We start from the raw sequence: 26,185 nt of genomic DNA on the forward strand, positions 1-26,185 counted from the left end.
CTGTTGAATCAATGCACTGAATTACAGAGCTTTGATTTTTGCAGCCAGGCGCGCTTTATGACGAGCTGCCTTGTTTTTGTGGATCAGGCCTTTAGTAGCCATACGATCAATCACAGGTTGCATATCAGCGAAGGCTTTAACAGCAACTTCTTTATCGCCTGCTTCAATAGCAGCAACAACTTTTTTGAAGAAAGTGCGCATCATAGAACGACGGCTAGCGTTGTGCTGACGACGTTTTTCAGAAGTGATTGCACGTTTCTTAGCAGATTTGATATTTGCCAAGGGTGTAACTCCCAAATTCTTGGTACGGTGACAATTTAAGGCCGAGGAATATGCCTCTAAAACCGAAGATTGTCAAATGATTTGTGCAAATAACAGCCGTGCCATTGAATTTGGCACTTGTGCATTAACACGGTTAATATGGCGGCAGATTCTATCAGCTTTTGGTCCTGCAAGTCACCTTTCTGGGCCATCTTTTATGAGGTTTTTTTTGTGAGTAAGCGTCTTTTGCGCTCAGGGCTGATTGTCAGCAGTATGACTTTCGTTTCCCGCGTCATGGGCTTAGTGCGGGATGTGGTGGTTGCCAACTTGATGGGGGCCGGTGCCGCCGCCGATGTTTTCTTTTTTGCCAACAAAATTCCTAACTTTTTGCGCCGTCTGTTTGCTGAAGGGGCTTTTTCACAAGCGTTCGTGCCCGTACTGACCGAGAGTCATGCAGGCGGGGATATGGATAAAACCCGGGATTTAATTGCGAAAGTGTCGGGGACGCTGGGCGGTATCGTGACGCTGGTGACCCTGATAGGCGTGTTGGGTTCCGGGGTGATTACAGCGTTGTTTGGTGCTGGCTGGTTTATTGACTGGCTGAACGACGGACCGGCAGCACCTAAGTTTGAGCTGGCCAGTTTACTGCTGAAAATTACGTTCCCCTACTTGTGGTTTATCACTTTGGTTGCCTTATCCGGTGCCATTCTGAACACGTTAGGGAAGTTTGCCGTCTCATCCTTCACTCCGGTTTTTTTGAATATCGCCATTATTCTGTGTGCTTGGTGGGTGTCACCGCATCTGGCGCAGCCGGAGATTGGCCTGGCGATTGGGGTGTTTCTGGGCGGACTGATTCAGTTTTTGTTCCAGCTCCCTTTCCTTTATAAGGCTGGAGTGCTGGTTCGTCCCCGCTGGGGATGGCGTGATCCGGGCGTGGTGAAAATCCGCACCCTGATGATCCCGGCGTTGTTTGGTGTTTCGGTCAGCCAGATTAATCTGCTGTTTGATACCTTTATTGCCAGCTTCCTGATGACAGGCTCCATCAGTTGGCTCTATTACTCGGACCGTTTGCTGGAATTTCCGCTGGGATTGTTCGGGATTGCAATTGCCACTGTCATTCTGCCGGCCTTGTCCCGAAAGCATGTGGATCAGAACCGTGAGCACTTTGCCCAGACGATGGATTGGGGCGTGCGTATGGTGCTCCTGTTAGGTGTGCCTGCTATGCTGGGGCTGATGGTGCTGGCAAAACCGATGCTGATGGTGCTCTTCATGCGGGGCGAATTTACGCCTCATGATGTCGAGCAGGCGGGCCTGTCTTTGCTGGCGTACGCATCTGGGTTGCTGAACTTCATGCTGATCAAGGTGCTGGCACCGGGTTATTATGCCCGGCAGGACACCAAAACGCCGGTTCGCTACGGAATTATCGCGATGGTGACGAACATGGTGTTTAACGCGATCTTCGCCTCCATGTTTGGTTATGTCGGACTGGCTCTGGCCACCGCATTGTCGGCTTTAGTGAATGCGGCGCTGCTTTATCGCGGGTTGCACCGGGACGGTGTTTATCAGATCACTCGGACGACGCTGGGTTTTATCTTCCGGCTGATTCTGGCAGGCGGGGCGATGATTTCGGTCCTGTTATGGTTGTCTCCGGCGATGGCGGAATGGTTGTCCCTGAGTTTTCTACAGCGGGTATACTGGCTGACCGGTTTGATTGGTGTGGGGGCGGTAACCTATTTGCTGACACTTCTGATCACCGGCGTTCGCCTGCACCATTTGAGGACGGAAGGTTAAGATGAACTGCGCTGAGACGATTGCTGTTTTGGCAAAAAAGTGCATCTTCCGGGGCGGATGGTTTTCACACGATTGCGCTCTGGTATATAATCCGTCAGTTTTTGACTTTGGTAATGATTAAGCTGCAGATGGAATTGATCCGAGGAATTCACAATATCCGGGCCGGTCATCATGGCTGTGTCCTGACGATAGGTAATTTTGATGGGGTCCATCTGGGCCATCTGGCGGTTTTGTCTCAGGTGCGGCAACAGGCCGAACGTCTGGGAGTGCCGTCAACGGTGATGACGTTTGAACCGCAGCCGATGGAGCTCTTTGCCAAAGAGAAAGCCCCGGCTCGGCTGACCCGTTTTCGCGATAAGTACCAGCAACTGGAACATGCAGGCATTGATCGCCTGCTGTGTGTGAATTTTAATGCCCGCTTCGCCAGTATGGCGCCGGAAGATTTTGTCCGTCGCTTGTTGGTCGAACAATTGGGTGTTAAGTTTCTGGTGGTTGGTGATGATTTCTGCTTCGGTAAAGGCCGTCGCGGAGATTTTGCGATGCTGGAAGCCGCCGGACGCGAGTTCGGATTTGAAGTAGTCAGCACACAAAGCTTTTGTGTTGATGCGAAGCGGGTTAGCAGTACAGCGATTCGCGAGGCACTGGCACAGGATCAACTGGCAGAGGCGGAAACCATGCTGGGCCGTCCTTACAGCGTCAGTGGCCGTGTGTCCCATGGCCGTAAACTGGGACGGACCATCGGCTTTCCAACAGCGAATGTACCGCTGAAGCGGCGCGTTTCACCGGTCTCCGGTGTCTATGCGGTTGAGGTACACGGTGTGGCAGAAAATCCACTGCCCGGTGTGGCTAATATTGGCCGCCGCCCCACAGTCAACGGGGAACGCCAGCAGCTGGAAGTCCATGTATTTGATTATCAATCTGACATCTACGGCTGTCAGATTGAGGTGGTTTTACACCACAAACTTCGAGATGAAATTAAATTCGCCTCCTTTGATGCGCTGAAAGCGCAAATCGAGCGTGATGCCCAGACAGCGCGGGTGTGGCTGTCTGAGCATCGTCAACATGTCCAACTTCGCCCAAGTAACGGAATTGAGAATCAATGAGCGACTATAAAGATACCCTGAACCTGCCTGAAACAGGGTTTCCGATGCGAGGCAACCTGGCACAACGCGAGCCTGCAATGCTGAAGCGTTGGTACGACGAGGACCTGTACGGTGCCATCCGTCAGGCCAAGAAGGGTAAAAAATCTTTCGTACTGCACGACGGCCCTCCTTATGCCAATGGTGATATTCATATTGGTCACGCACTGAACAAGATTCTCAAAGACATTATTATCAAGTCGAAATCCATGTCGGGTTTCGACGCACCTTACGTGCCTGGCTGGGACTGCCATGGTCTGCCTATCGAGCTGATGGTTGAGAAAAAAGTCGGCAAACCAGGCCAGAAAGTGACCGCTGCTGAGTTCCGTGAAAAGTGTCGTGCATACGCAGCGGGCCAGGTGGAAGGTCAAAAAGAAAGTTTTATTCGTCTGGGTGTCCTGGGTGAGTGGGACAAGCCATACCGCACTATGGATTTTGCGACAGAAGCCAATATCATTCGTGCGCTGGGCAAAATTGCAGACAACGGCCACCTGCTGAAAGGCTTCAAACCCGTACACTGGTGTACCGACTGTGGTTCAGCGTTGGCTGAAGCAGAAGTTGAATACAAAGATAAAGTGTCGCCGTCCATTGACGTGAAATTCAAAGCCGTGGATGAAGCCGCTGTCGTCAGCAAGTTTAAACTGGCTGGCGATCATCAGGGTCAGGGCGATGTGTCCATCGTGATCTGGACGACCACGCCATGGACCATGCCAGCGAACCGCGCAGTGGCCGTACGTGATGATCTGGAATATGTTCTGATTCAGGTTGAAGGTGAGCAGCCTCAGCGTCTGATTGTTGCTGCTGAGCTGGCGAAAGACGTGATGGATCGTGCCGGTATCGAGCATTTCCACAATCTGGGTTTTGCCAAAGGTGCCGATCTGGAACTGATGCGTTTTAATCATCCGTTCTACAGCTTCGATGTCCCTGTCATTCTGGGTGACCATGTGACCACAGAATCCGGTACCGGTTGTGTTCACACCGCACCGGGCCACGGTCAGGAAGACTTTGCCGTCGGTCAGAAATACGGCCTGGAAGTCGCCAACCCGGTTGGCAGTAATGGTGTTTACCTGCCGGATACTGAAATGTTTGCCGGGCAGCATGTGTTTAAAGCCAACGATGCCATCGTGGAAACGCTGAAAGCGCACGGTGCGCTGCTTCATCATCATGCTTATGAGCACAGCTATCCGCATTGCTGGCGCCATAAAACGCCAATCATTTTCCGTGCGACACCACAGTGGTTTGTCTCCATGGATCAGAATGGTCTGCGCGCGAAAGCACTGGAAGAAATTAAAGGCGTGCAGTGGATGCCTGAGTGGGGTCAGAGCCGCATTGAGGGCATGGTCGAAGGCCGTCCGGAATGGTGTATCTCCCGCCAGCGGACTTGGGGTGTGCCAATCGCACTGTTCGTTCATAAAGAAACGCAAGAGCTGCATCCGGACACACTGGCGCTGATTGAAAAAGTTGCCAAGCTGGTTGAAGAAAAAGGCATTCAGGCTTGGTGGGATCTGAATCCTGTCGATCTGATGGGTGAAGCCGACGCAGCACAGTATGAAAAAGTGCTGGATACGCTGGATGTCTGGTTTGACTCTGGTGTCACGCATTACGCAGTGGTCGACAGCCGTGAAGAATTCAATGGCCATGCTGCTGATTTGTACCTGGAAGGTTCTGACCAGCACCGCGGCTGGTTCCAGTCTTCTCTGATTTCGTCCGTCGCGATGAAAGACAAGGCACCGTATCGTCAGGTGCTGACGCACGGCTTTGTGGTCGATGGCCAGGGCCGCAAGATGTCCAAGTCGATCGGTAACGTGGTTGCGCCGAAAGATGTCACCAATAAGCTGGGTGCAGATATTCTGCGTCTGTGGGTGGCTTCCACCGACTACACCGGTGAAGTTGCAGTGTCTGACGAAATCCTGAAGCGCAGCGCCGATGCCTACCGCCGTATCCGGAACACCGCACGTTTCCTGCTGGCGAACCTGAGTGGTTTCAACCCGGCAACGGACTGCGTTCCGGCCGAAGAGATGGTGGCACTGGATCGCTGGGCTGTGGCCCGTGCGAAAGCCGCGCAGGACGAAATCATTAAAGCTTATGATGAATACAACCTGCACGCAGTCACACAGCGCCTGATGCACTTTTGTTCAATCGAGATGGGTTCTTTCTATCTGGATGTGATCAAAGACCGTCAGTACACTGCAAAACGCGGTGGCCATGCGCAGCGCAGCTGTCAGACGGCACTCTTCTACATCGTCGAGGCACTGGTACGCTGGATGGCACCGATCATGTCGTTTACGGCAGATGAAATCTGGAACGAAATGCCGGGTGAGCGTGATACCTTCGTCTTTACTGGCGAATGGTACGAAGGCCTGTTCGGACTGGCTGACGACGAAGCGTTCAGCAACGAATTCTGGACTGAAGTACAGTCAGTTCGTGGTGCAGTGAACAAACTGCTGGAAGAAGCGCGGAATGAAAAACGCATTGGTGGTGCCCTGCAGGCAGAAGTGACTCTGTTTGCTGAGCCTGCACTGGCGGAGAAACTGAACCGTCTGGAAGACGAACTGCGCTTTGTGCTGCTGACCTCAAAAGCGAAAGTCGCACTGGCAGAGCGCCGTCCTGCCGATGCGAAAGCGACTGAAGTTGCGGGCTTGTCTGTACAGGTGACCCCATCAGAAGCCGAGAAATGTGACCGTTGTTGGCACCATGTGGCCGATGTAGGCACCATCGCAGGCCATGAGAAAATCTGTGGCCGCTGTGTGACCAACATTGATGGTCAGGGCGAAGAGCGTAAGTTTGCCTGATGAGTAGCTTACCGACACTGAAGCAATCCGGAATTCGCTGGCTGTGGCTGGCGGTTCTGGTCTTTGCGATCGATATTGGCAGTAAGCTGCTGGTGATGGACACCATGGGTTACGGCTGGCCGAATCGCATTGAGGTCCTGCCATTTTTTAACCTGCTGTATGTGCATAACTACGGTGCTGCGTTTAGTTTTCTCAGTGATGCCAGCGGCTGGCAGCGTTGGCTGTTTACGGCCATTGCAGTGGGCGTGACTGCGCTCCTGCTGGTTTGGATGCGCCGCACTCCGGCGACCAACCGGATTGCCAATCCGGCGTATGCGCTGATTATTGGTGGTGCGCTGGGCAACCTGTTTGATCGCCTCTATCATGGTTACGTGGTGGATTTCCTCGATTTCTACATCGGGAAGCATCACTGGCCAGCATTCAATATTGCTGATTCGGCGATTTGTATTGGTGCGGGCATGATCATTTTAGAAGGCTTTCTGGCAGGCAAAACGAAGACCAAAGAAAGCAATTAAGCTGGCACTCAGCTCACGAAGCAGGCGCTGCCCGTTGCGACGGGCGGCGCTTTATTGTAAAAACGGTACAACATGAACGTGAGGGTCGAACACTCACGTTGCTCTCAGCAATTCAGGATGTACAGATGTCGGTAATTACAGAAAACAGTGAAGTTTTAATGCACTTTTCCATCAAGCTGGAAGACGGCTCCGTTGCAGAGTCGACGCAGGCGATGGGAAAACCTGCCAAATTCCGGATGGGAGACGGCAGTCTGACCGACAATTTTGAACGTTGCCTGCTCGGTCTGGCCGAAGGGGCGAAGAGTCAGTTTGTTCTGGAGCCGGAAGATGCTTTTGGTCAACCAAACCCAGACAATATTCACTATGTTGATTTGGCGCGTTTTAGCGCGGATGCACCTGCGGAAGTTGGCACCATTATTGCCTTCAGTGGCCCGGACGGTCAGGATATTCCGGGTGTGATCACCGCCGTGCTTGGCGATTCCGTCACGGTTGATTTCAATCATCCGCTGGCTGGCCAGCGCGTAACCTTTGATGTTGAAGTCGTTGGCATCGAAGGCTGAACCCATTGCTGATCTGGCGCACGCGCAGACAGTAAGGATTGAAATGAAAGAGTCCTCAGATATGAAAATCTTACTTGCTAACCCTCGTGGCTTTTGTGCTGGTGTTGATCGGGCGATCAGCATCGTTGAGCGTGCGCTGGAAATGTACCAGCCGCCAATTTACGTCCGGCATGAGGTGGTCCACAATCGGTTTGTCGTGGAAGGACTGAAAAAACGCGGCGCGGTATTCGTCGAAGAACTGAGTGAAGTGCCGGACGATAACATCGTGATTTTCTCTGCACATGGTGTCTCTCAGGCCGTTCGTAACGAAGCCAAGGCGCGTAAACTCACCGTGTTTGATGCAACTTGTCCGCTGGTCACCAAAGTACATATGGAAGTTGCCCGCGCCAGTCGCCGGGATATGGAAGTGGTGCTGATCGGACATGCCGGTCACCCGGAAGTTGAAGGCACCATGGGTCAGTATGCCAGTGAGTCCGGCGGGATGTATCTGGTTGAAAAACCAGATGACGTCAATGTGCTGTCTGGCGTTGTGAAAGATCCGGGCAACCTGCACTATGTCAGCCAGACAACGCTGTCGGTAGATGAAACGGCGGATGTGATTGATCGGTTACGCGAAGTGTTCCCGGCCATTCAGGGTCCGCGTAAAGATGACATTTGCTATGCGACCCAGAACCGGCAGGATGCAGTGCGCGAAATGGCTGCCAGTGTGGATGTGATGATTGTGGTGGGTTCCAAAAACTCATCGAACTCAAACCGCCTGCGTGAACTGGCAGAAAAGCTGGGAACACCAAGCTACCTGACAGATTGTGCTGAAGATGTCGATGCCAATTGGTTCACGGGAATGCAAAGCGTCGGGGTGACTGCCGGAGCATCTGCGCCAGAAGCCCTGGTAAACCAGATCATTGCACGTATTCAGTCGTTTGTTGGCGGTGAAGTTGAAGAGCTGAGTGGCCGTGAAGAGAACATGTTCTTTGAAGTCCCGCGCGAGCTTCAGGTGAAAAACGTCGGCTAAGCGTCGATGAAACGGATGAATTCAGGAACCCCGGCTTTGCCGGGGTTTTTTTTCGCCGGGAGACAGGCTAGATTAGTGGGCTGCTGAGAATTTTAAGGAGAAACAGCTATGGTCAGAATCGCGGTTGCCGGAGCGGCAGGGCGAATGGGACGTCAGTTACTCAAGGCGGCAGCTCAGTCTGAGTATGCTCAGGTCGGTGCTGCAACAGAACGTCCGCAAAGCAGCCTGATCGGAGTCGATGCAGGGGAGCTGGCAGGCATTGGGAAACTGGACGTTGCTGTGGTCGATGATTTAGAAAAGGCGATCCATGATTTTGATGTCCTGATTGATTTCACGGCACCGGTGGCGACCCTGGCGAATATCGCGCTGTGCCGCAAGCACAACAAGATGATTGTGATTGGCACAACAGGCTTCAGTGAAGAAGAAAAAGCGCAGATTGACGAAGCGGCTGGTGAGATTGCGGTGGTGATGGCGCCAAACTACAGCGTGGGTGTCAACCTGACCTTCAAACTGCTGGAAAAAGCCGCCAAAGTGATGGGCGAATACTGCGATATTGAGATCATCGAAGCGCACCACAGACATAAAGTCGATGCGCCATCCGGCACAGCCCTTGGGATGGGCGAGGCGATTGCGGGTGCGATGGGCAATAAGCTGAGTGACGTGGCTGTGTACGCCCGTGAAGGCATTACCGGTGAACGCAGTCGGAACGAGATCGGATTTGCAACGATCCGGGCCGGCGATATCGTGGGTGAACATACGGCGATGTTCGCAGACATTGGCGAGCGGGTGGAAATCACGCACAAAGCGACCGATCGGATGACCTTCGCGAATGGGGCTGTACGCGCTGCAGTCTGGTTGGAACAGCAACCGGCTGGCTTCTATACCATGCAGGATGTCCTTGGTTTGAATGACCTGTAATGATTTCAACGGCCAGATCAATGGCCGTTTTTTTCATCTGTACGTGATAAAAAATGCCCCGCTTCGACCTCCGTTTTGCATAATTTCTCAAAATGGCCGGGATTGAATTCTCCTTGTGATGGCGCTTGCGCTTGCACAACTTAGGTTGTTATTTTTTGGTTTTGGTGGGCGTAAACTGAAAATTGCTATCAAAAACCATACTTATCTTGGGTTTTTTTGACTTTTTTTGTGTTGTTTTCTTTTTGGGGGCTTTGGTGATTGTACCGCAAACGGTTGCCTGAACATGCAGCCAAAAACACGGTAGAAACGGGCAGGAAAAGATGTTCTTTCACAGGTTTGGCGTCAAAGGCGACCTCTGATTGAGATATTTAAAATTAAATTTCACCCTGTTGTTGACACCTTGGACGTGGATCTCTAGAATGCGCGCAATTTGTCAAAAATCGGCTTGACTCGGTTGATGACTTTCTATGGAATGGGTGAGTGCAATTTTATCCGTTTTATTTGCGTTTTTATGAAGATTGGAGGTTGTCTTGAGCAAATCGGCGCTGTTAGTCCTTGAGGACGGGACTGTATTCCACGGCGTATCCATCGGTGCAGATGGTTCGGCCGTTGGTGAAGTTGTTTTCAATACCTCGATGACGGGGTATCAGGAAATTCTCACTGACCCCTCTTACTCTCAACAGATTGTGACCCTTACTTATCCCCACATTGGCAACACCGGAACCAATTCCGAAGACGAAGAATCTACTTCAATCCATGCGCAAGGCCTGGTAATTCGCGACCTCCCTCTGATTGCTTCCAATTTCCGCTCCCAACAGACCCTGTCTGATTATCTGAAATCCCAGAATATTGTCGGCATTGCTGATATTGATACCCGTAAACTGACCCGTTTGCTGCGTGAGAAAGGCGCTCAGAACGGTTGCATCATGGCGGGAGATAATCTGGACCCTGCACTGGCGCTGGAAAAAGCAAAAGCGTTTCCTGGCCTGAAAGGTATGGATCTGGCGAAAGAGGTAACGACCAAAGAAAACTACAGCTGGACACAAGGTTCCTGGACGCTGGAAAACGGCTTGCCGGAAGCACAGGACGCGAGCGACCTGCCTTACCATGTTGTGGCGTATGATTTCGGTGCCAAGCGCAATATTCTGCGCATGCTGGTTGACCGCGGCTGCCGCCTGACCGTTGTGCCGGCTGAAACGTCAGCCGAGGACGTGCTGGCCATGAATCCGGACGGTATTTTCCTGTCGAACGGACCAGGCGACCCGGAACCATGTACTTATGCGATTGAAGCCACTCAAACCTTCCTGGACAAAGGACTGCCAATCTTTGGCATCTGCCTGGGCCACCAGATTCTGGCGCTGGCCAGCGGTGCCAAGACGGTGAAAATGAAGTTCGGCCACCACGGTGCGAACCACCCGGTGAAAGATCTGGACCGCAATGTTGTGATGATCACCAGCCAGAACCACGGCTTTGCTGCCGACGAAGAGACGCTGCCAGAGAACCTGCGCGCCACGCATAAATCTCTGTTTGATGGTTCCCTGCAGGGAATTCACCGTACCGACAAGCCAGCGTTCAGCTTCCAGGGTCACCCGGAAGCCAGCCCGGGCCCGCACGATGCGGCACCACTTTTTGACCACTTTATCGAACTGATTAAACAGCACAGCGCCTAAGCCGGAGTAGTAAAACGATGCCAAAACGTACTGACATACAAAGTGTTCTGATTCTGGGTGCCGGTCCGATTGTGATTGGCCAGGCGTGTGAATTTGACTATTCAGGCGCACAAGCCTGTAAAGCGCTGCGTGAAGAAGGTTATCGCGTCATCCTGGTGAACTCGAATCCCGCGACGATCATGACCGACCCTGAAATGGCGGATGCGACTTATATTGAGCCGATCCACTGGGAAGTGGTTCGTAAAATCATCGAAAAAGAGCGTCCGGACGCGATCCTGCCAACCATGGGCGGCCAGACGGCACTGAACTGTGCCCTGGCGCTGGAAAAGCATGGTGTGCTGGAAGAATTCGGCGTCGAGATGATTGGTGCGACTGCAGACGCGATTGATAAAGCCGAAGACCGTTCACGCTTCGACAAAGCGATGAAGTCAATTGGTCTGGCGTGTCCGCGCGCAGATACTGCGAAGAACATGGAAGAAGCCTACAAAGTCCTCGCTATGGTCGGCTTCCCTTGTATTATCCGTCCGTCCTTCACCATGGGTGGGACCGGTGGCGGTATCGCGTACAACAAAGAAGAATTCGAAGAAATCTGCCGTCGTGGTCTGGATCTTTCTCCAACCAATGAGCTGCTGATTGATGAATCTCTGATTGGCTGGAAAGAGTACGAGATGGAAGTGGTCCGTGACAAAGCGGACAACTGTATCATCGTTTGTGCGATTGAAAACTTTGACCCGATGGGCATTCACACCGGTGACTCCATCACGGTTGCACCTGCTCAGACACTGACAGACAAAGAATATCAGCTGATGCGGAATGCTTCTCTGGCCGTTCTGCGTGAAATCGGTGTAGAAACCGGTGGCTCCAACGTTCAGTTCGGGATTAACCCGAAAGATGGCCGGATGGTCATCATCGAGATGAACCCGCGTGTTTCACGTTCTTCTGCACTGGCGTCGAAAGCAACAGGCTTCCCGATTGCAAAAGTGGCAGCAAAACTGGCCGTTGGCTTCACGCTTGATGAGCTGATGAACGACATCACCGGTGGTGCAACGCCTGCGTCGTTCGAACCAACCATCGACTACGTTGTCACCAAGATTCCACGCTTTAACTTCGAAAAATTCGCGGGTGCAAACGACCGCCTGACGACTCAGATGAAGTCTGTCGGTGAGGTGATGGCGATAGGCCGGAACCAGCAGGAATCGCTGCAAAAAGCACTGCGTGGTCTGGAAGTGGGGGCCAATGGCTTCGACGAGATGGTTGATCTGGATGATCCGGAAGCATTGACCAAGATCCGCCATGAGTTGAAAGAAGCGGGTGCTGAGCGTATCTGGTATATCGCGGATGCCTTCCGTGCCGGTCTGTCTGTGGATGGCGTGTTTAACCTGACCAACATCGACCGCTGGTTCCTGGTTCAGATTGAAGAACTGGTACAGATGGAAGCCAAGGTGAAAGAAGGCGGCTTTGCCGGTCTGACAGGCGACTTCCTGCGTCAGCTGAAGCGTAAAGGCTTCTCGGATGCGCGCCTGGCGAAACTGCTGGGTGTTGCGGAACTGGAAATCCGCAAAGAGCGTGACCGTCACGACATCCACCCGGTTTACAAGCGTGTGGATACCTGTGCGGCTGAATTCTCATCAGATACCGCTTACATGTACTCGTCTTATGATGAAGAGTGTGAAGCGAACCCGACTGACCGTGACAAGATCATGGTGCTGGGCGGTGGTCCAAACCGTATCGGTCAGGGCATTGAATTCGATTACTGCTGCGTTCACGCCTCATTGGCACTGCGCGAAGACGGTTACGAAACCATCATGGTGAACTGTAACCCAGAAACTGTCTCGACTGATTACGATACCTCGGACCGTCTGTATTTTGAGCCGGTGACGCTGGAAGATGTGCTGTCGATTGTTCGTGTTGAGAAGCCGAAAGGTGTGATTGTTCAGTACGGTGGTCAAACCCCGCTGAAACTGGCACGTGCACTGGAAGCGGCCGGTGTGCCGATTATCGGCACCAGCCCGGATGCGATTGACCGTGCTGAAGACCGCGAACGTTTCCAGCAAGCGGTTGATCGTCTGGGTCTGAAGCAACCGGAAAATGCGACCGTGACGGCGATGGAGCAGGCGATTGAGAAATCAAAAGAGATTGGTTTCCCGCTGGTGGTTCGCCCGTCTTATGTTCTGGGTGGTCGTGCGATGGAAATCGTCTACGACGAAACCGATCTGCGCCGCTACTTCAACGAAGCCGTCAGTGTGTCCAACGAATCTCCGGTTCTGCTGGACCGTTTCCTGGATGATGCGACTGAAGTGGATGTGGATGCGATTTGTGATGGTGAGCGCGTTGTGATCGGCGGCATCATGGAGCACATCGAGCAAGCGGGTGTTCACTCGGGTGACTCGGCCTGTTCGCTGCCTGCATACACCCTGAGCCAGGAAATTCAGGATGAAATGCGCCGTCAGGTTGAAAAGCTGGCCTTTGAGCTGGGTGTTCGCGGCCTGATGAATACGCAGTTTGCTGTGAAAGATAACGAAGTTTATCTGATTGAAGTGAACCCGCGTGCAGCCCGGACCGTACCTTTCGTCTCGAAAGCCACCGGTGCGCCGCTGGCGAAAATTGCAGCCCGTGTGATGGCTGGTCAGTCGCTGGAACAACAAGGTTTCACCAAAGAAATCATTCCACCGTATTACTCGGTGAAAGAAGTGGTGCTGCCATTCAACAAGTTCCCGGGTGTGGACCCAATCCTTGGCCCTGAAATGCGCTCAACGGGTGAAGTGATGGGTGTGGGCGAGACTTTTGCAGAAGCATTTGCCAAAGCCGAGCTGGGTTGTGGCAAAGAACACAGCCGCGACCAGAAAGGCCGCGCGCTACTGTCTGTGCGTAACAACGACAAACGCCGAGTGGTGGATCTGGCAGCGAAGCTGGTGAAACTGGGTTATGAGCTGGATGCAACTCACGGTACTGCAGTGATTCTGGGTGAAGCGGGCATCAATCCGCGTTTGGTGAATAAGGTGCATGAAGGCCGTCCTCACATTCTTGACCGCATCAAGAACAATGAGTACAGCTACATCATCAACACGGCAGAAGGTCGTCAGGCGATTGAAGACTCCAAAGTCCTGCGTCGTGGTGCACTGGCCGAGAAAGTGAACTACACCACAACGCTGAATGCTGCCTTTGCAACCTGTATGGCACTGACTGCGGATGACCGCAATACAGTCACTTCCGTTCAGGAACTGCATGCCCGAATCAAATAAGTTTGATTCACACTCAGTGAAATAACACTGAAATCCTGCAGGCCCCGGCAAATTGTCGGGGCCTGTTTTTTTTGTCTCTGATCTTTGCGTGCTGCATGATCGTGATAAAACTCATCACTTGAATTTTGCATCATTCCACATGGCAATTGAGAGCAGGATTGTACTTTTCAGTCTCATTTCTCCCTTTTTTTGTATCTGAATCAATCTGACCTAGTTTTGAACTCAGCAAGCTTTTTTCACGGCTCACTGAGTCAAATACTCACGCTTGAAGCGTGGTGTACTGCGGCTTTGCGGATGAAAAGCCGAGACACAGACAAAAATAAGGAATGGTTATGTCAGACGTCAGTTTATTAGAGGATGCGTTCCACGGCCTGCTCCCGTTTGAGCAGGATGAAATTGCGCAGGCTTATCAAGCTTATCTCAAATCTGGGTTGCCTGAATCCAATACGGAATCCAAACACATTCTGATTCTCGGTTGCGGGATTGCCGGTATGGTCTCGGCGGCTTTATTAAGAAAAGCCGGGCATCGGGTCACCATTGTTGAAGGGAATACTCGGGTCGGGGGCGGATCCGGACATTTCGAAATACCCCGCAAAAGCGATATTTTGAAGATGACCATTTATCGGCTGAAGCTGGCGCAATGCGAATTCCGGATCAACACAAACTGGTGCAGTATCTGATTGATTCGACCGGTGTTCAGAAACAACTCTTCCTGAATAAAAGTATTTCGAGAAAAGACGCGCTTTCCGGAAAGATCCAGCAGCCGGACCGTGATGCGCAGGGTAATGTTGATCTTTCGAACCTGGCAGCGACCGGGAATAACCTCGTTCATGTGAACCGACGCCATGTCTTGCGGAAAAATTACGAGCTGGAAGGGTCAGATGTTAATGAATTGCTGAACTATGACCTGAACGAGAACGAGAAATTTTCCACTGCATCTGAATTACTGGAAAAAGCGATTGGCGATCTGGTGAATCAGGTTCATGCGGATCCGAAAACAGCCTGGCCTCAGATCATTGAAAAATACGGTGAGTATTCCATGCGCCGCTTCCTGAAAGAGGCCATCGTTGAACTCAGTGGAAAGGAGCATTTATCGGAAAATGCACTCGAGATGATCGGCGTGATCGAGAATCTTGAATCCCGTATGTCTTACTCCTTTATTCAGAGCTTTATTGAGCTCGCCATCATACGGCCGGACACTGCTTTCTGGTTGATTCAGGGCGGCACAGATAAATTCACGCAAGCCTATTATGAGCAGGAAAATCTTGATGATGTGACTTACCTGAATCAGACCGTCAACGCGCTGTATTTGTGCGAAGAAACCGGCAAAGTCAAAATTAAAACGGAAGTGTCCCACGATATTGCTGATCGGCTGGAGCAGGACCAGGCCGTTGCCAAGCTGCTGTCGGAACGCAGCTGGGACGAAGCGATTGTGACGATTCCGTTTTCGAGTTTCCGGATGGTGCAGGTGTGGCCGGAAATCAGTCAGGAAAAACGCAAAGCCGTGCGTGAACTGCATTACGATGCTGCGACCAAAGTGCTGCTGGAGTTCCGGGAGCGTTTCTGGGAAACCCGCAATGAGATTTACGGCGGTGGTTCGGTCACCGATCTGCCGAACCGATTTATGTACTACCCGAGTGAGCGCATGGGTTCCAGTAAAGGCGGTGTGATGCTGGCGAGCTATTCCTGGGCAGATGATGCCCGTAAATGGGATTCGATGTCGGACTATGATCGCTATTGCTATGCGCTCAACAATGTCGCCATTGTACATGCCGACCATGATCCTGGCGCGGATGACGCCGTCAGGGAAGCTGCGCAACAGAAAATCCGGGATTTGTGCGTGTTTGATCCGAAGAAGTACAAGGACAATCAGGACAACATCGTTGGCGCAGCAACGGTCAGTTGGATGAACGATCCTTATGCTTTCGGCGAGGCGGCGATTTTCTATCCGGGGCAGCTCCATTTACTGCACAAAGCCATCATTCAGTCGGAGTGGCCGCACCCGGAAACCGGCAAAGCCCGGCTCCACTTCGCCGGTGAACATGCATCCCTGAAGCACGCCTGGATTGAAGGGGCCGTGGAGTCGGCGGTCAATGCGGCACTGCTGGCAAACGAAAATGAGTTGCCCACGCTGAAACGCGGATAAGGAGGCGGCATGGATCGATTGCCTTATCTCAATCATCCGGACGGACTTTCGGGGGAAGCGCTGGCAGCTTATGAACACATCTCGGCCAGCAGAGGGCATGTCTCCGGCGTATTTGCCTTACTGCTCAATTCACCGAAAGCCGCGGACCTGGTGGCTGATCTGGGTGGGTTTATCCGGTTCGATTCCTGTCTGAATCCGGCCGTGAAAGAGCTGGTGATCCTCACGGCACTCAGTGAAAACGCGTGTCAGTTTGAGTGGGGCTATCATGTTGGTTTTGCGCAAAAGGCGGGTGTGTCCCCTCAGGTGATCGAGGTAATTGGCCAGCGCTTGTCACTGGACGGGCAGTCAGAGGTCAGTGAACGTGAGCGGGAATTGGTGGCTTATGTGCGTCTGCTGCTGGTGCACAAACGGGTGGATGATTCGTTATTTCGTAAACTTCAGGCGCAGTACACGGTGCAGGAAATCACTGAAATCACGCTGACGGCGGGCTACTACGCCATGGTCGCCACGCTGCTGAATGCTGGTCAGATCCCGGCAGCATCCGGAAATCCGGCCTTACCCGAACCGGGTGCATATCGCACCACATCGTTATAAATACAAAGCAAAAGCCGGTGCATACAGCACCGGCTTATTTTTTATCTATCACTGAGTGGACGCTGTCCGGTGGTCTCAGATGCATAGGGAGATGAGCAATGCCTGTGAATTTAAATCAAACCAATATTGGCTTAGACGACCCAAACTTTCAGACCGTTTTTGCTAACTTACAGGGCAACATTCTGAAAGGTCACGGCCGCGATGCCGCCCGGCATATTTTTTTCAGTCTGGGTTCGGATGAAGCCGCAAACCGGCGCTGGATTCGGCAACTGGCTGAAACAGTGACCTCCATGTCGGAACAGGATCGCCAGCATCAGGCCTTTAAACAGCAGGGCAAAGCCGATCATCTGTTTGTCAATCTGATGCTCAGTGCGACGGGATACCGCCACCTTGGGGTGGCACAGACACAATGGCCGGATGATCCGGCATTTCTGGCCGGGATGAAAGACTTAACACAGCGCTACGATACCGCGCCACGGGGGGATCACAAACCCACAGCAAATCCGCTGAATGATGACTTATCACAGTGGGAAGCATCGTTCACACAATCGATTGATGGCATGGTGATTTTCGCGCTCAGCGGCGATCCGGCAACGGTCGATCAATCGCTGGATCAACAGGTTCAGGCCCTGAAGCAATCACTGGATGGCATCGGGCAGATTGTCGTGGTGCAGCGTGGTCACGTGATGCGCAATGACAAGCAGCAGGTGATTGAACACTTTGGCTTTGTGGATGGGGTCAGTAATCCGAAGTTTCTCTTCTCGGAACTGAATGAGGAATATCGTAACGGCGGTTACAGCCAGAATGATCCGAGCGCGCCGCTCAGTCTGGTGATGGTGCCGGATCCCGGGGGCGATAAGTCGAGTTTTGGCACCTATGTGGTGTACCGGAAGTTGCAGCAAAACATCAAGGGGTTCTGGCAACGCGCGGATTTGCTGGCCAATACCCTGTCTGAAAAAACGGATCAGAAAGTTTCGCCGGAATTTGCTGGTGCCCTGTGTGTCGGACGGTTCAAAGATGGCACCCCTATCAGTGAACAGGCCGGGGATGGCTGGACCAATCTGTTCAATAACTTCAACTTTGATCAGGATGCCGATGGCTTGCGGTGCCCGTTTCATGCCCATGTCCGGAAGACCAATCCACGGGGCGATACGGTTCGTCAGTTTAATTCACCGCCCACGATCGAACGCAGTCGCCGGATTGTCCGTCGCGGGATCAGTTTTGGTGATGCGGAACTCAACCCTGCCACGGAATGGACGGATGCCGGGCTGCTGTTTCTGAGTTTTCAGGCCAGCATTGTCGATCAGTTTATCTTCATGCAGCACACCTGGTGTAATAACGAAAACTTCCTGCGCGGAGATGTCGGGTTAGATCCTTTAGTGGGTCAGCTTCCATCCGGACAAACACCAGCGTCGCAGACCTGGTCCACGGGCTGGGGAAGCCCGACGGCAGACAAAGTAAGCTTCAGCTTTTCCGGATTTGTGCGTACGAAAGGTGGCGAGTACTTCTTTATGCCGAGTCTTCATTTCCTGAAAAACTTACCGGCATGACAGGAGGTCCAATGCAAGACGATCCGACAACAATGCCCGTTGCACGTTATGTTCTGAAAGCCATTCAGGCCAATGGCGTTGACCATGTATTTATGGTCCCTGGCGGGGTGGTGGACCCGTTTCTCAATCAGTTTGGAACGGGGGGTGAGGATGTGAAAGCCATCGTGGCGGCCAGTGAAACCGGTGCAGCTTACATGGCGGATGGCTATGCCAGAGCCAGCGGTCGGTTTGGTGTCTGTATGGGCATCGGCGGCCCCGGCATGGCCAATATGATCGGGCCGCTGGCAACGGCTTATACCGATGAATCCCCGGTGCTGGCGCTGGCTGGGGAAATTCCGACCGCATGGAATGGCCGGGGTGGGTTTCAGGATGCCAGTGAAGCCGGGCTGAATGATATCAGCATGCTGAGTCCGGTCACGGAAATGGCGATGAAAGCCCCGGAAGCGGACATGGTGCCGCATTTGCTGGACCGGGCATTTCGCACCATGCTGGGACAGTCGCTCAGGCCGGTCAGCCTGAGTTTTCCCAAGGAAATTCAGACGCAGACACTGAACGGTCAGCAACATCCTGTCCCGGTATTGCATGATGCAGCACGCACCCCTCGCGCTTTTGACCTGAGCGGCGCTGAGCAATTGTGTCAGGGGTTGATTCAGGCCAGCGAACGGGGCAAAGCGAATGTGTCGATCCTGGTCGGCAGCGGGGCTATTCGTTCCGAAGCCACGCAAGCGCTGATTACTTTCGCGGAAACTTATCAAATCCCGGTGGCAACAACCCTCAAAGCCAAAGGCGTCTTTCCGGAAACTCACCCGCTCTCTCTGGGGGTTTTTGGGTATTCAGGCACGCAGCACGCGACGCTGGCCTTGCTGCACCAGCATGCGTCAGTGTCTGGTCAATCTGAGATTGCAGACAATCAGCTGTTGCTTGTGTTTGGTTCGAGCCTGAATCAGCGGGATACCATGCGCTGGGATCGGGCTTTAACACCGGAAGCTGGCATTTATCAGGTGGATCTGGACATCGGGGTTTTCGACAAAAACTTCCCGGTTGAGGTCCCGATTCAGGGCGATGTGAGTGCGGTGCTGGACTGGCTGCTGAAGCCGGAGCAAGCAGAGCGGTTACAGCCGCTGCAGGCGATGAATGCACAGCGTCAGGCATGGCTTTGCACGATACAGGAAACCCCAAGATTCTATGAGCCGGAGGACCTGAGAAGCCAAGCGGTGCCGATGAACCCGGCACGGGTCATTGCTGAACTGCAGCGTATCGCGCCGAAAGACACCGTGATGATTGGAGATTCCGGTGCGCACCGGGCGTTTGCCGGACACTATTGGCAATGTGAGGGGCCAAGGCAATATCTGACGGCCACAGCACTGGCGCCGATGGGTTGGGCGATCCCGGCTGGTGTGGGGGCCAAAGTGGCCAATCCGGATCATCCCTGTGTGGTGATTACCGGGGACGGTTGCATGCTGATGAACGGGATTGAGATTCAGACGGCAGCGCGACATCAGTTACCGTTGGTGGTGCTGGTGATCAATAACAGCGCGCTGGGGAATGTCTACCTTCGTGCTGCAACCGACAATGCCAAAGCGCTCACAACGCTGGCCACACATGACTGGGCGGCATTTTCCCGCGCATTGGGCGGGGAAGGTATCGTGGTTGAGCATCCGGAGGATCTGGCAAAAGCTTTTGATCTTGCTTTTACCGCCAAAGGCCCCTTTGTGATTGATGCTCGTTGTGACCCGAACATTCAAACACCGGTGAATCCATGGCGTCAGGAACTGGCGCATCCCAACTGGTCGGAATCCTGATTTTTCAGAAAAGGAGTGAAATGGATGGCAAAATTACCTTTGATTGAGCGCGCTGATCTGGATGCTCAGGGACAGGCAATTTACGACACCTTGCTGGGACCGCGAGATGGACTGTCCGGGATGTACCGGACCTTAATGAACCATCCGGTACTGGCACAGCATATTGGCCAGCTCGGCACCTATGTCCGGCATGAAAGTGAACTGGCGGGCGATCTGCGTGAGCTGGGCATTCTTGCGACAGCCCGCTGTATTGGTGCCCCTTTTGTCTGGGAGAAGCATATTGCTCCGGCGGAGCGTGCCGGATTACCGCAACAGGTGATTCAGCAGGTTTTGTCCGGAGATTTAGCCAGCGCAACGATGAAACCTCTTTACCTGAATACCTGGCAGGTGGCTCAGGATGTGGCGTATCAGCGCGGGATTGCTGAGACGACGCAACAGGCATTGATTGATGAAATCGGGGTGCAGGGGTTACTGGATCTGGTGATGGCTTGTGGGATGTACCGCATGATTTCAACAGTGATATTTTCATTTGATGTGCCGTTGCCGGAAGCCGGTGAAGCGCCGTTCTGATCTGCAGTCTTATATGGTTCCCGGCCCTCAGAATGTCTGAGGGCCGGGGATCAATGCTGAAGCATCAGTAGGCATTGTAGAGGTCGGTATACAGGATGCGTTCGAAACGGGTAATGTCCGGATCTGTCGGTGGCGCATCCGCTGGCTTCTCGGGTGGCAGATAGTTGGTGACAAACTGAACGACCAGCAGCGATTGACCGGATTTTGCAGTCATCACGCCAGCGAGATTGAAAGTGCCGTACAAAGAACCGGATTTCGCGGCCAGATGCTGTTTCACGGGTGCCTGACGCACGCTTTGACGATATTTGAGCGTACCGGTTTCACCTGCGATCGGAAAATCAGCCAGTAAACCCAGTTGCTTATGGTGCTGATAAATGTAAGTGATTACTTTCATCATGTCCGTTGCCATAATCCGGTTATCCCGCGACAAACCTGAACCATCGGCCAGAACAGCCAGACTGAGGTCGATCCCTGTGTGCGCCTGAATGATGGCCTTGATGGCGGCTGTCCCGTTGCGGAAACTGCCCGGCTGATCGTAGTAACGCTGTCCCAGAGTTTTTGCCAGATTATCAGCGATCAGATTATCTGAGTCTTCCAGCATTACTTTCAGTAACACGGGCAGCTTGTCTGAATGATGTGAGACCAGCATCTTGCCCTGTTTCCGGTCGTTTCTCAGGATCTCCCCTTTGAACTGAATCCCATTCCGTTCCAGCTCTTGTTGCAGCACGCTGCGAACATAAGCTTCGGTATCAACCACGGCGAAATTCAGTGGCAGGGGATTTTCCCGTTGAGGCAGGCAGCCCGAGAGCTGATAATGGTTGCCGGGTTGAGTCACCAGTTCTAACGCACAGAATTCTGATTTCTGTTCGTCTTTGGTCACGACTTTTGCAATGCTGGTGGCAGAAATGGGTTGATGTGCAGGGACATGTAGCCGGGTCAGTTGTCCCGGTTGCTGGTCACTGTACAGGGCTGCCTGTACACAGTTGTGCTCGAGTGTGATGCTGCTCGAGGGGGCGCTGTAACAGACACCAAGGCTGTCCCATGGCCATCCCGGCGCCTGCTCATAGCCGGTAAACTGGCTTCCGTTCAGATAGATATGACCCCGAATCTGGCGAATGCCCTGCTTTTTCAACTGGCGCAGCATGGCCGTCAGATCCTGGCGCGACAAGGTCGGATCACCGCTGAAGTTCAGGATCAGGTCATCGCCCTGTTGCTCGATTTGGGTCGTAAAACGGAAATTGTCTCCGAGGTACAGCTTTGCGGCTAATGCGGTCAGAACTTTTTGGGTACTGGCCGGTGCCTGAAGTTGTTCCGCCCTTTGGCTGTAAATGAGTTCGCCTGTGGCCGGATTGCTGATCATCAAAGCAAGATCGTGACCGGGAGGCAGCGTTTCAATGGCCGCCTTCGGCGAGAAACCGGCAAATGCCGGAGGCATCAGCAGCAGGGAAGAAAGAAGAAGGCCAACTGTTTTTTTCATCATGGTTATTATTTGCCGTTGCAGGTTGAATCGGGAATCTTAGGGATTTTGAGACCGCTCCGGCAAATAAAGTTCGTCAGTATCTTGTTAAATCGTCCGGAAAGGGATTTGCTTTCCAGAATATGACGGTACTGAATGATGCGCGGGCTGATCTCATCATTTAAGTCTGGTGAATTGGGCGGGGCATCATTCCCCTTATTTTTCATGCGTGATATAGCATACCAGCTCAGAGGAAACACTGCATGATGGTAACACCGTCAAAGATAAAGGGACTTTTTCGGACACTTTATCAGAACCATGATTCAGAGGTTGCATCCGGGCCTGAGTATTAGGTATCTTGTGGGACAGAAATTGAAGTTCTTCTATATGCGTTAGCCCAGACTTGTGCTGGGCTGGCTTTTTTTTTGTCCGAAAAGCAATCTCGCTTTTTTGGCGTTTCGAGGTAGATAACATTATGGAAAAGATCCCAATGACAGTCCGCGGCGAACAGCAGCTGCGTCAAGAGCTGGACGCCTTGATGAAACGTCGTCCACAGATTACTGAGGCCATTGCTGAAGCGCGTGAACTGGGTGATCTGAAAGAAAATGCTGAATATCACGCTGCCCGTGAAGAGCAGGGAATCTGTGAAGCTCAGATCCGTGACATCGAATATAAATTGTCTGTGGCACAAGTGATCGATGTGACGAAGATGACGAACACAGGAAAAGTCATTTTTGGCGCAACTGTCTCCTTGCTGGATATCAACACAGATGATGAAGTCACTTACTGCATCGTGGGTGATGATGAGGCCGATATCAAACGTGGCCTGATTTCTGTGAATTCACCGATTGCACGTGGTTTGATTGGCAAGCAGGAAGGTGATGAAGTGAGTATCGCCACGCCGGGTGGTAAGAAAGAATTCGAAATCGAAAAGGTCGAGTACATTTAATGACCAGAGGCCAGCAGGTTTATTGTTAATAAATGTAACAATCACGCTGGCCTGTCATGATAAAAAAGGCCGCGTTGGCGGCCTTTTTTATTTGCGTGGAAGCTCGATTTTTCGATCTTCAGACTGACGGTACAGCACCAGGATGTTGCCGATAACCTGGACTTTTTCTGCCTGAGTTTCTCGAACGATCGCGTCAACAATCAGCTGTTTGGTTTCGCGTTCTTCCGCAGCAACCTTCACCTTGATTAATTCGTGATGGCCAAGGGCCAGTTCAATTTCTGACAGCACGGCTTCAGTCAGGCCGTTTGCCCCCATCAGGACAACTGGCTTCAGGCTGTGAGCAAGGCCTTTCAGGTATTGCTTCTGTTTGGTGCTTAGATTCATGGTGACTCAATATCTATAACAAGGGTTGAAAACAGGGTATTCTAACGCCATCTAGTCAATATGACTAACGTTGTTTCGTTACGCTGGTGTTCCTGCCAACTCTGGGCCACAGTAAAAGTAGTACCGCTGAACCAGAACGGGAACAATAGGTAGCTTGGTGTAATCGCATTGGGTAATGCATGAGTAAAAAGAAACATTCGGCCAGTTCAGGGCGCTGGCTGAAAGAACATTTTGATGATAAGTATGTCCTGGAAGCTCAAAAGAAGGGCTACCGTTCCCGCGCTATTTTTAAGCTGGAAGAAATCCAGAATAAAGATAAGTTATTGAAACCAGGAATGACCGTGGTGGACCTCGGGGCTGCACCAGGTGGCTGGTCTCAGTATGCAGCGAATGTGGTCGGTGATGACGGGCAAGTGATTGCCTGTGATATTCTGCCCATGGATTCGCTGCCGGGTGTCAGCTTCTTACAGGGAGATTTCCGTGAAGAGGCTGTGCTGGATGCGCTGCTCGAACGTATTCAACCAGATATGGTGGATGTGGTGTTGTCTGATATGGCGCCGAACATGAGTGGCAATCAGGCATCCGATCAACCTAGAGCAATGTATCTTGTTGAACTAGCATTAGATATGTGCAGACAGGTCCTTGCACCAAACGGAAGCTTTGCAGTAAAAGTATTCCAGGGCGAAGGCTTTGATCAGTATCTTGCAGAAGTGCGCAGTATGTTCAAGGTCGTTAAAATCCGTAAACCAGACTCCTCCAGGGATCGATCCCGTGAAGTCTATATTGTGGCTACAGGTTATAAACTGTAGTACTCTACATTCATCTTTAAAGTTATCGCGAGGTTAACACCTTGAGTGACATGGCAAAAAACTTGATTTTGTGGTTAGTCATCGCCGTGGTGCTGATGTCTGTTTTTCAGAGCTTCGGTCCCGGTGATAGTGCTGGCCGTCAAGTCGACTACACAACTTTTGTCCGGGAAATCGGTCAGGATCAGATTAGGGAAGTACGATTCAATGATCGTGAGATCACGGTATTTAAGCGTGATAACACCCGTTACTTGACTTACCTGCCTGTCCTGAATGACCAGAAATTACTGGACGACCTGATCAACGCAAATGTCAAAGTCGTTGGGACACCACCGGAAGAACAAAGCTTGCTGGCTTCTATCTTCATCTCCTGGTTCCCGATGCTATTGCTGATCGGGGTATGGATATTCTTTATGCGTCAGATGCAGGGCGGCGGTGGCAAAGGGGCCATGTCGTTCGGTAAATCTAAAGCGCGCATGATGAGTGAAGATCAGATCAAAACAACGTTTAATGACGTTGCTGGCTGTGATGAAGCCAAAGAAGATGTGAAAGAGCTGGTGGATTATCTGCGTGACCCGAGCCGCTTCCAGAAACTGGGGGGTAAAATCCCAACAGGTGTTCTGATGGTTGGTCCTCCGGGTACGGGTAAAACCCTGTTGGCGAAAGCTATTGCTGGGGAAGCAAAAGTACCGTTCTTTACAATTTCCGGTTCTGACTTTGTTGAAATGTTTGTCGGTGTGGGTGCATCCCGTGTCCGTGACATGTTTGAGCAGGCGAAGAAAGCTGCGCCTTGTATCATCTTCATTGATGAGATTGATGCCGTCGGTCGTCAGCGTGGTGCTGGTGTGGGTGGTGGTCACGATGAGCGTGAGCAAACCCTGAACCAGATGCTGGTTGAAATGGATGGTTTTGAAGGTCACGAAGGGATTATCGTGATTGCAGCAACGAACCGTCCGGATGTTCTGGACCCAGCGCTGCTGCGTCCGGGCCGATTCGACCGTCAGGTGGTTGTTGGTTTACCGGATGTCCGTGGCCGTGAGCAAATTCTGAAAGTTCATATGCGTAAGGTCCCGCTGGATGGTGATGTTGAACCATCACTGATTGCCCGCGGTACGCCAGGATTCTCCGGTGCAGATCTGGCGAACCTGGTGAACGAAGCGGCACTCTTTGCCGCACGTGGGAACAAACGTACCGTCTCTATGGTGGAGTTTGAGCTGGCAAAAGACAAAATCATGATGGGCGCAGAGCGTAAATCAATGGTGATGTCTGAAGATCAGAAAGAATCGACGGCTTATCATGAAGCGGGCCACGCCATTATTGGTCGTCTGGTACCGGATCATGACCCAGTATATAAGGTCTCGATTATTCCGCGTGGTCGTGCACTGGGTGTCACCATGTATCTGCCAGAGCAGGATCGTGTCAGCCACTCGAAAGAGTATCTGGAATCCATGATTTCAAGCCTGTACGGTGGCCGTCTGGCGGAAGAGCTGATTTACGGTTTCGAAAAAGTCTCGACCGGTGCATCGAACGACATTGAACGTGCCACAGATATCGCGCGTAAGATGGTGACACAGTGGGGTTTCTCGGAAAAGCTGGGTCCTCTGCTTTATGCAGAAGATGAAGGTGAAGTTTTCCTGGGCCGTTCTGTGACCAAAACCAAGCATATGTCTGACGACACTGCGCGTGCGATTGATGAAGAAGTCCGTTCAATTATTGATCGGAACTATGAACGCGCACGTGAGATTCTTGAAGGCAATATGGACATTCTTCATTCGATGAAAGACGCGCTGATGAAGTATGAAACCATTGATGCCGGTCAGCTGGATGATCTGATGGAGCGTAAGTCTGAAATCCGTGCCCCGAAAGGGTGGGGAGATAAAGACGATACACTGAAAGCGGACACGCTTGAATCAGAGAGCAAAGTGGCAAGTACTGAAGCGAAGGATGCTGAAAAACCAGCAGACAAGCCTGAGCAGGTGCAGCCACACCACAGCGAAGAAAATGACAAGCCACAGACCTAAACCTTGT

Annotated in this window: 21 protein-coding genes; 18 read left to right on the plus strand and 3 right to left on the minus strand. The window is 52.2% G+C overall.

The genetic code is table 11. The features are described from left to right. Positions 1-21 precede the first annotated feature (21 nt). A complete protein-coding gene (gene rpsT / locus KDD30_RS02290; RefSeq protein ID WP_211647204.1) occupies positions 22-282 on the minus strand; it encodes a 30S ribosomal protein S20 in 261 nt (86 codons plus the stop codon). A 210-nt stretch (positions 283-492) separates the two neighbouring features. Here rpsT and murJ point away from each other — a divergent pair, with 210 nt between their 5' ends. The 15 genes from murJ (at position 493) to KDD30_RS02365 (ending at position 20,562) form a co-directional block, all read left to right on the plus strand. Further along, positions 493-2,052: a murein biosynthesis integral membrane protein MurJ gene (gene murJ, locus KDD30_RS02295; RefSeq protein WP_256449225.1), complete on the plus strand. Its 1,560-nt coding sequence runs from the start codon at positions 493-495 to the stop codon at positions 2,050-2,052. 128 nt (positions 2,053-2,180) lie between these two features. Next, entirely contained in the window at positions 2,181-3,155 is a 975-nt protein-coding gene (gene ribF / locus KDD30_RS02300; RefSeq protein WP_211647206.1) for a bifunctional riboflavin kinase/FAD synthetase, read from the plus strand. Continuing rightward, positions 3,152-5,983, plus strand: a complete 2,832-nt coding sequence (gene ileS / locus KDD30_RS02305; protein ID WP_211647207.1) for an isoleucine--tRNA ligase — start codon at positions 3,152-3,154, stop codon at positions 5,981-5,983. The genes ribF and ileS overlap by 4 nt, the downstream gene beginning before the upstream one ends. Continuing rightward, the gene (gene lspA, locus KDD30_RS02310; RefSeq protein ID WP_371826062.1) at positions 5,983-6,498 is read left to right on the plus strand and encodes a signal peptidase II; all 516 of its coding nucleotides are present in this window, start codon (positions 5,983-5,985) and stop codon (positions 6,496-6,498) included. The genes ileS and lspA overlap by 1 nt, the downstream gene beginning before the upstream one ends. Positions 6,499-6,623: 125 nt before the next feature. Next, entirely contained in the window at positions 6,624-7,058 is a 435-nt protein-coding gene (gene fkpB / locus KDD30_RS02315) for an FKBP-type peptidyl-prolyl cis-trans isomerase (RefSeq protein WP_211647208.1), read from the plus strand. A 61-nt stretch (positions 7,059-7,119) separates the two neighbouring features. Next, positions 7,120-8,070, plus strand: coding sequence for a 4-hydroxy-3-methylbut-2-enyl diphosphate reductase (gene ispH / locus KDD30_RS02320; protein ID WP_211647209.1), 951 nt, complete (start codon positions 7,120-7,122; stop codon positions 8,068-8,070). Positions 8,071-8,178: 108 nt separating this feature from the next. Beyond that, entirely contained in the window at positions 8,179-8,988 is an 810-nt protein-coding gene (dapB, locus tag KDD30_RS02325; protein ID WP_211647210.1) for a 4-hydroxy-tetrahydrodipicolinate reductase, read from the plus strand. 530 nt (positions 8,989-9,518) lie between these two features. Further along, on the plus strand, positions 9,519-10,658 hold the full coding sequence (gene carA, locus KDD30_RS02330; protein ID WP_211647211.1) for a glutamine-hydrolyzing carbamoyl-phosphate synthase small subunit: 1,140 nt from the start codon (positions 9,519-9,521) through the stop codon (positions 10,656-10,658). Positions 10,659-10,675: 17 nt separating this feature from the next. Continuing rightward, entirely contained in the window at positions 10,676-13,900 is a 3,225-nt protein-coding gene (carB, locus tag KDD30_RS02335; protein WP_211647212.1) for a carbamoyl-phosphate synthase large subunit, read from the plus strand. Between the two features lie 332 nt (positions 13,901-14,232). After that, positions 14,233-14,580, plus strand: a complete 348-nt coding sequence (locus KDD30_RS24745; protein WP_211647213.1) for an NAD(P)-binding protein — start codon at positions 14,233-14,235, stop codon at positions 14,578-14,580. After that, complete coding sequence (locus KDD30_RS02345) at positions 14,541-16,046, plus strand: FAD-dependent oxidoreductase (protein WP_256449226.1); 1,506 nt, start codon at positions 14,541-14,543, stop codon at positions 16,044-16,046. Before KDD30_RS24745 ends, KDD30_RS02345 begins: the two co-directional genes overlap by 40 nt. A gap of 9 nt (positions 16,047-16,055) precedes the next feature. After that, positions 16,056-16,640: a carboxymuconolactone decarboxylase family protein gene (locus KDD30_RS02350; protein WP_211647214.1), complete on the plus strand. Its 585-nt coding sequence runs from the start codon at positions 16,056-16,058 to the stop codon at positions 16,638-16,640. 98 nt (positions 16,641-16,738) lie between these two features. Next, positions 16,739-18,190 carry a Dyp-type peroxidase gene (locus tag KDD30_RS02355; RefSeq protein ID WP_211647215.1) on the plus strand — a complete coding sequence of 484 codons (1,452 nt, stop codon included), beginning with the start codon at positions 16,739-16,741 and terminating at the stop codon, positions 18,188-18,190. Between the two features lie 11 nt (positions 18,191-18,201). Then, positions 18,202-19,992 carry a thiamine pyrophosphate-binding protein gene (locus tag KDD30_RS02360; protein ID WP_211647216.1) on the plus strand — a complete coding sequence of 597 codons (1,791 nt, stop codon included), beginning with the start codon at positions 18,202-18,204 and terminating at the stop codon, positions 19,990-19,992. A gap of 24 nt (positions 19,993-20,016) precedes the next feature. Beyond that, positions 20,017-20,562 (plus strand): carboxymuconolactone decarboxylase family protein, encoded by a 546-nt coding sequence (locus KDD30_RS02365; protein WP_211647217.1) that lies wholly within the window; start codon positions 20,017-20,019, stop codon positions 20,560-20,562. A 64-nt stretch (positions 20,563-20,626) separates the two neighbouring features. Here the strand turns inward: KDD30_RS02365 and dacB are convergent, their stop codons facing one another. After that, positions 20,627-22,042: a serine-type D-Ala-D-Ala carboxypeptidase gene (gene dacB / locus KDD30_RS02370; protein WP_211647218.1), complete on the minus strand. Its 1,416-nt coding sequence runs from the start codon at positions 22,040-22,042 to the stop codon at positions 20,627-20,629. Positions 22,043-22,493: 451 nt separating this feature from the next. On the opposite strand from dacB, the gene greA reads away from it, so the two are divergent. Then, positions 22,494-22,967: a transcription elongation factor GreA gene (greA, locus tag KDD30_RS02375; protein ID WP_211647219.1), complete on the plus strand. Its 474-nt coding sequence runs from the start codon at positions 22,494-22,496 to the stop codon at positions 22,965-22,967. A gap of 87 nt (positions 22,968-23,054) precedes the next feature. Here the strand turns inward: greA and yhbY are convergent, their stop codons facing one another. Then, a complete protein-coding gene (gene yhbY, locus KDD30_RS02380; RefSeq protein WP_211647220.1) occupies positions 23,055-23,351 on the minus strand; it encodes a ribosome assembly RNA-binding protein YhbY in 297 nt (98 codons plus the stop codon). A 179-nt stretch (positions 23,352-23,530) separates the two neighbouring features. On the opposite strand from yhbY, the gene rlmE reads away from it, so the two are divergent. Beyond that, positions 23,531-24,160 carry a 23S rRNA (uridine(2552)-2'-O)-methyltransferase RlmE gene (rlmE, locus tag KDD30_RS02385; RefSeq protein WP_211647221.1) on the plus strand — a complete coding sequence of 210 codons (630 nt, stop codon included), beginning with the start codon at positions 23,531-23,533 and terminating at the stop codon, positions 24,158-24,160. A gap of 50 nt (positions 24,161-24,210) precedes the next feature. Then, positions 24,211-26,178, plus strand: a complete 1,968-nt coding sequence (ftsH, locus tag KDD30_RS02390; RefSeq protein WP_211647222.1) for an ATP-dependent zinc metalloprotease FtsH — start codon at positions 24,211-24,213, stop codon at positions 26,176-26,178. Positions 26,179-26,185: the final 7 nt, after the last annotated feature.

The organism is Photobacterium sp. GJ3 (assembly GCF_018199995.1).
Taxonomy (GTDB): domain Bacteria; phylum Pseudomonadota; class Gammaproteobacteria; order Enterobacterales; family Vibrionaceae; genus Photobacterium.

What these genes read in the sequence shown, in the direction of transcription:
- ribF (WP_211647206.1), top strand. Translation starts at nt 2,181, where the DNA reads ATGGAATTGATCCGAGGAATTCACAATATCCGGGCCGGTCATCATGGC.
- ileS (WP_211647207.1), top strand. Translation starts at nt 3,152, where the DNA reads ATGAGCGACTATAAAGATACCCTGAACCTGCCTGAAACAGGGTTTCCG.
- lspA (WP_371826062.1), top strand. Translation starts at nt 5,983, where the DNA reads ATGAGTAGCTTACCGACACTGAAGCAATCCGGAATTCGCTGGCTGTGG.
- fkpB (WP_211647208.1), top strand. Translation starts at nt 6,624, where the DNA reads ATGTCGGTAATTACAGAAAACAGTGAAGTTTTAATGCACTTTTCCATC.
- ispH (WP_211647209.1), top strand. Translation starts at nt 7,120, where the DNA reads ATGAAAATCTTACTTGCTAACCCTCGTGGCTTTTGTGCTGGTGTTGAT.
- dapB (WP_211647210.1), top strand. Translation starts at nt 8,179, where the DNA reads ATGGTCAGAATCGCGGTTGCCGGAGCGGCAGGGCGAATGGGACGTCAG.
- carB (WP_211647212.1), top strand. Translation starts at nt 10,676, where the DNA reads ATGCCAAAACGTACTGACATACAAAGTGTTCTGATTCTGGGTGCCGGT.
- KDD30_RS24745 (WP_211647213.1), top strand. Translation starts at nt 14,233, where the DNA reads ATGTCAGACGTCAGTTTATTAGAGGATGCGTTCCACGGCCTGCTCCCG.
- KDD30_RS02345 (WP_256449226.1), top strand. Translation starts at nt 14,541, where the DNA reads ATGCGAATTCCGGATCAACACAAACTGGTGCAGTATCTGATTGATTCG.
- KDD30_RS02350 (WP_211647214.1), top strand. Translation starts at nt 16,056, where the DNA reads ATGGATCGATTGCCTTATCTCAATCATCCGGACGGACTTTCGGGGGAA.
- KDD30_RS02355 (WP_211647215.1), top strand. Translation starts at nt 16,739, where the DNA reads ATGCCTGTGAATTTAAATCAAACCAATATTGGCTTAGACGACCCAAAC.
- KDD30_RS02360 (WP_211647216.1), top strand. Translation starts at nt 18,202, where the DNA reads ATGCAAGACGATCCGACAACAATGCCCGTTGCACGTTATGTTCTGAAA.
- KDD30_RS02365 (WP_211647217.1), top strand. Translation starts at nt 20,017, where the DNA reads ATGGCAAAATTACCTTTGATTGAGCGCGCTGATCTGGATGCTCAGGGA.
- dacB (WP_211647218.1), bottom strand. Translation starts at nt 22,042, where the DNA reads ATGATGAAAAAAACAGTTGGCCTTCTTCTTTCTTCCCTGCTGCTGATG.
- greA (WP_211647219.1), top strand. Translation starts at nt 22,494, where the DNA reads ATGGAAAAGATCCCAATGACAGTCCGCGGCGAACAGCAGCTGCGTCAA.
- yhbY (WP_211647220.1), bottom strand. Translation starts at nt 23,351, where the DNA reads ATGAATCTAAGCACCAAACAGAAGCAATACCTGAAAGGCCTTGCTCAC.
- rlmE (WP_211647221.1), top strand. Translation starts at nt 23,531, where the DNA reads ATGAGTAAAAAGAAACATTCGGCCAGTTCAGGGCGCTGGCTGAAAGAA.
- ftsH (WP_211647222.1), top strand. Translation starts at nt 24,211, where the DNA reads ATGGCAAAAAACTTGATTTTGTGGTTAGTCATCGCCGTGGTGCTGATG.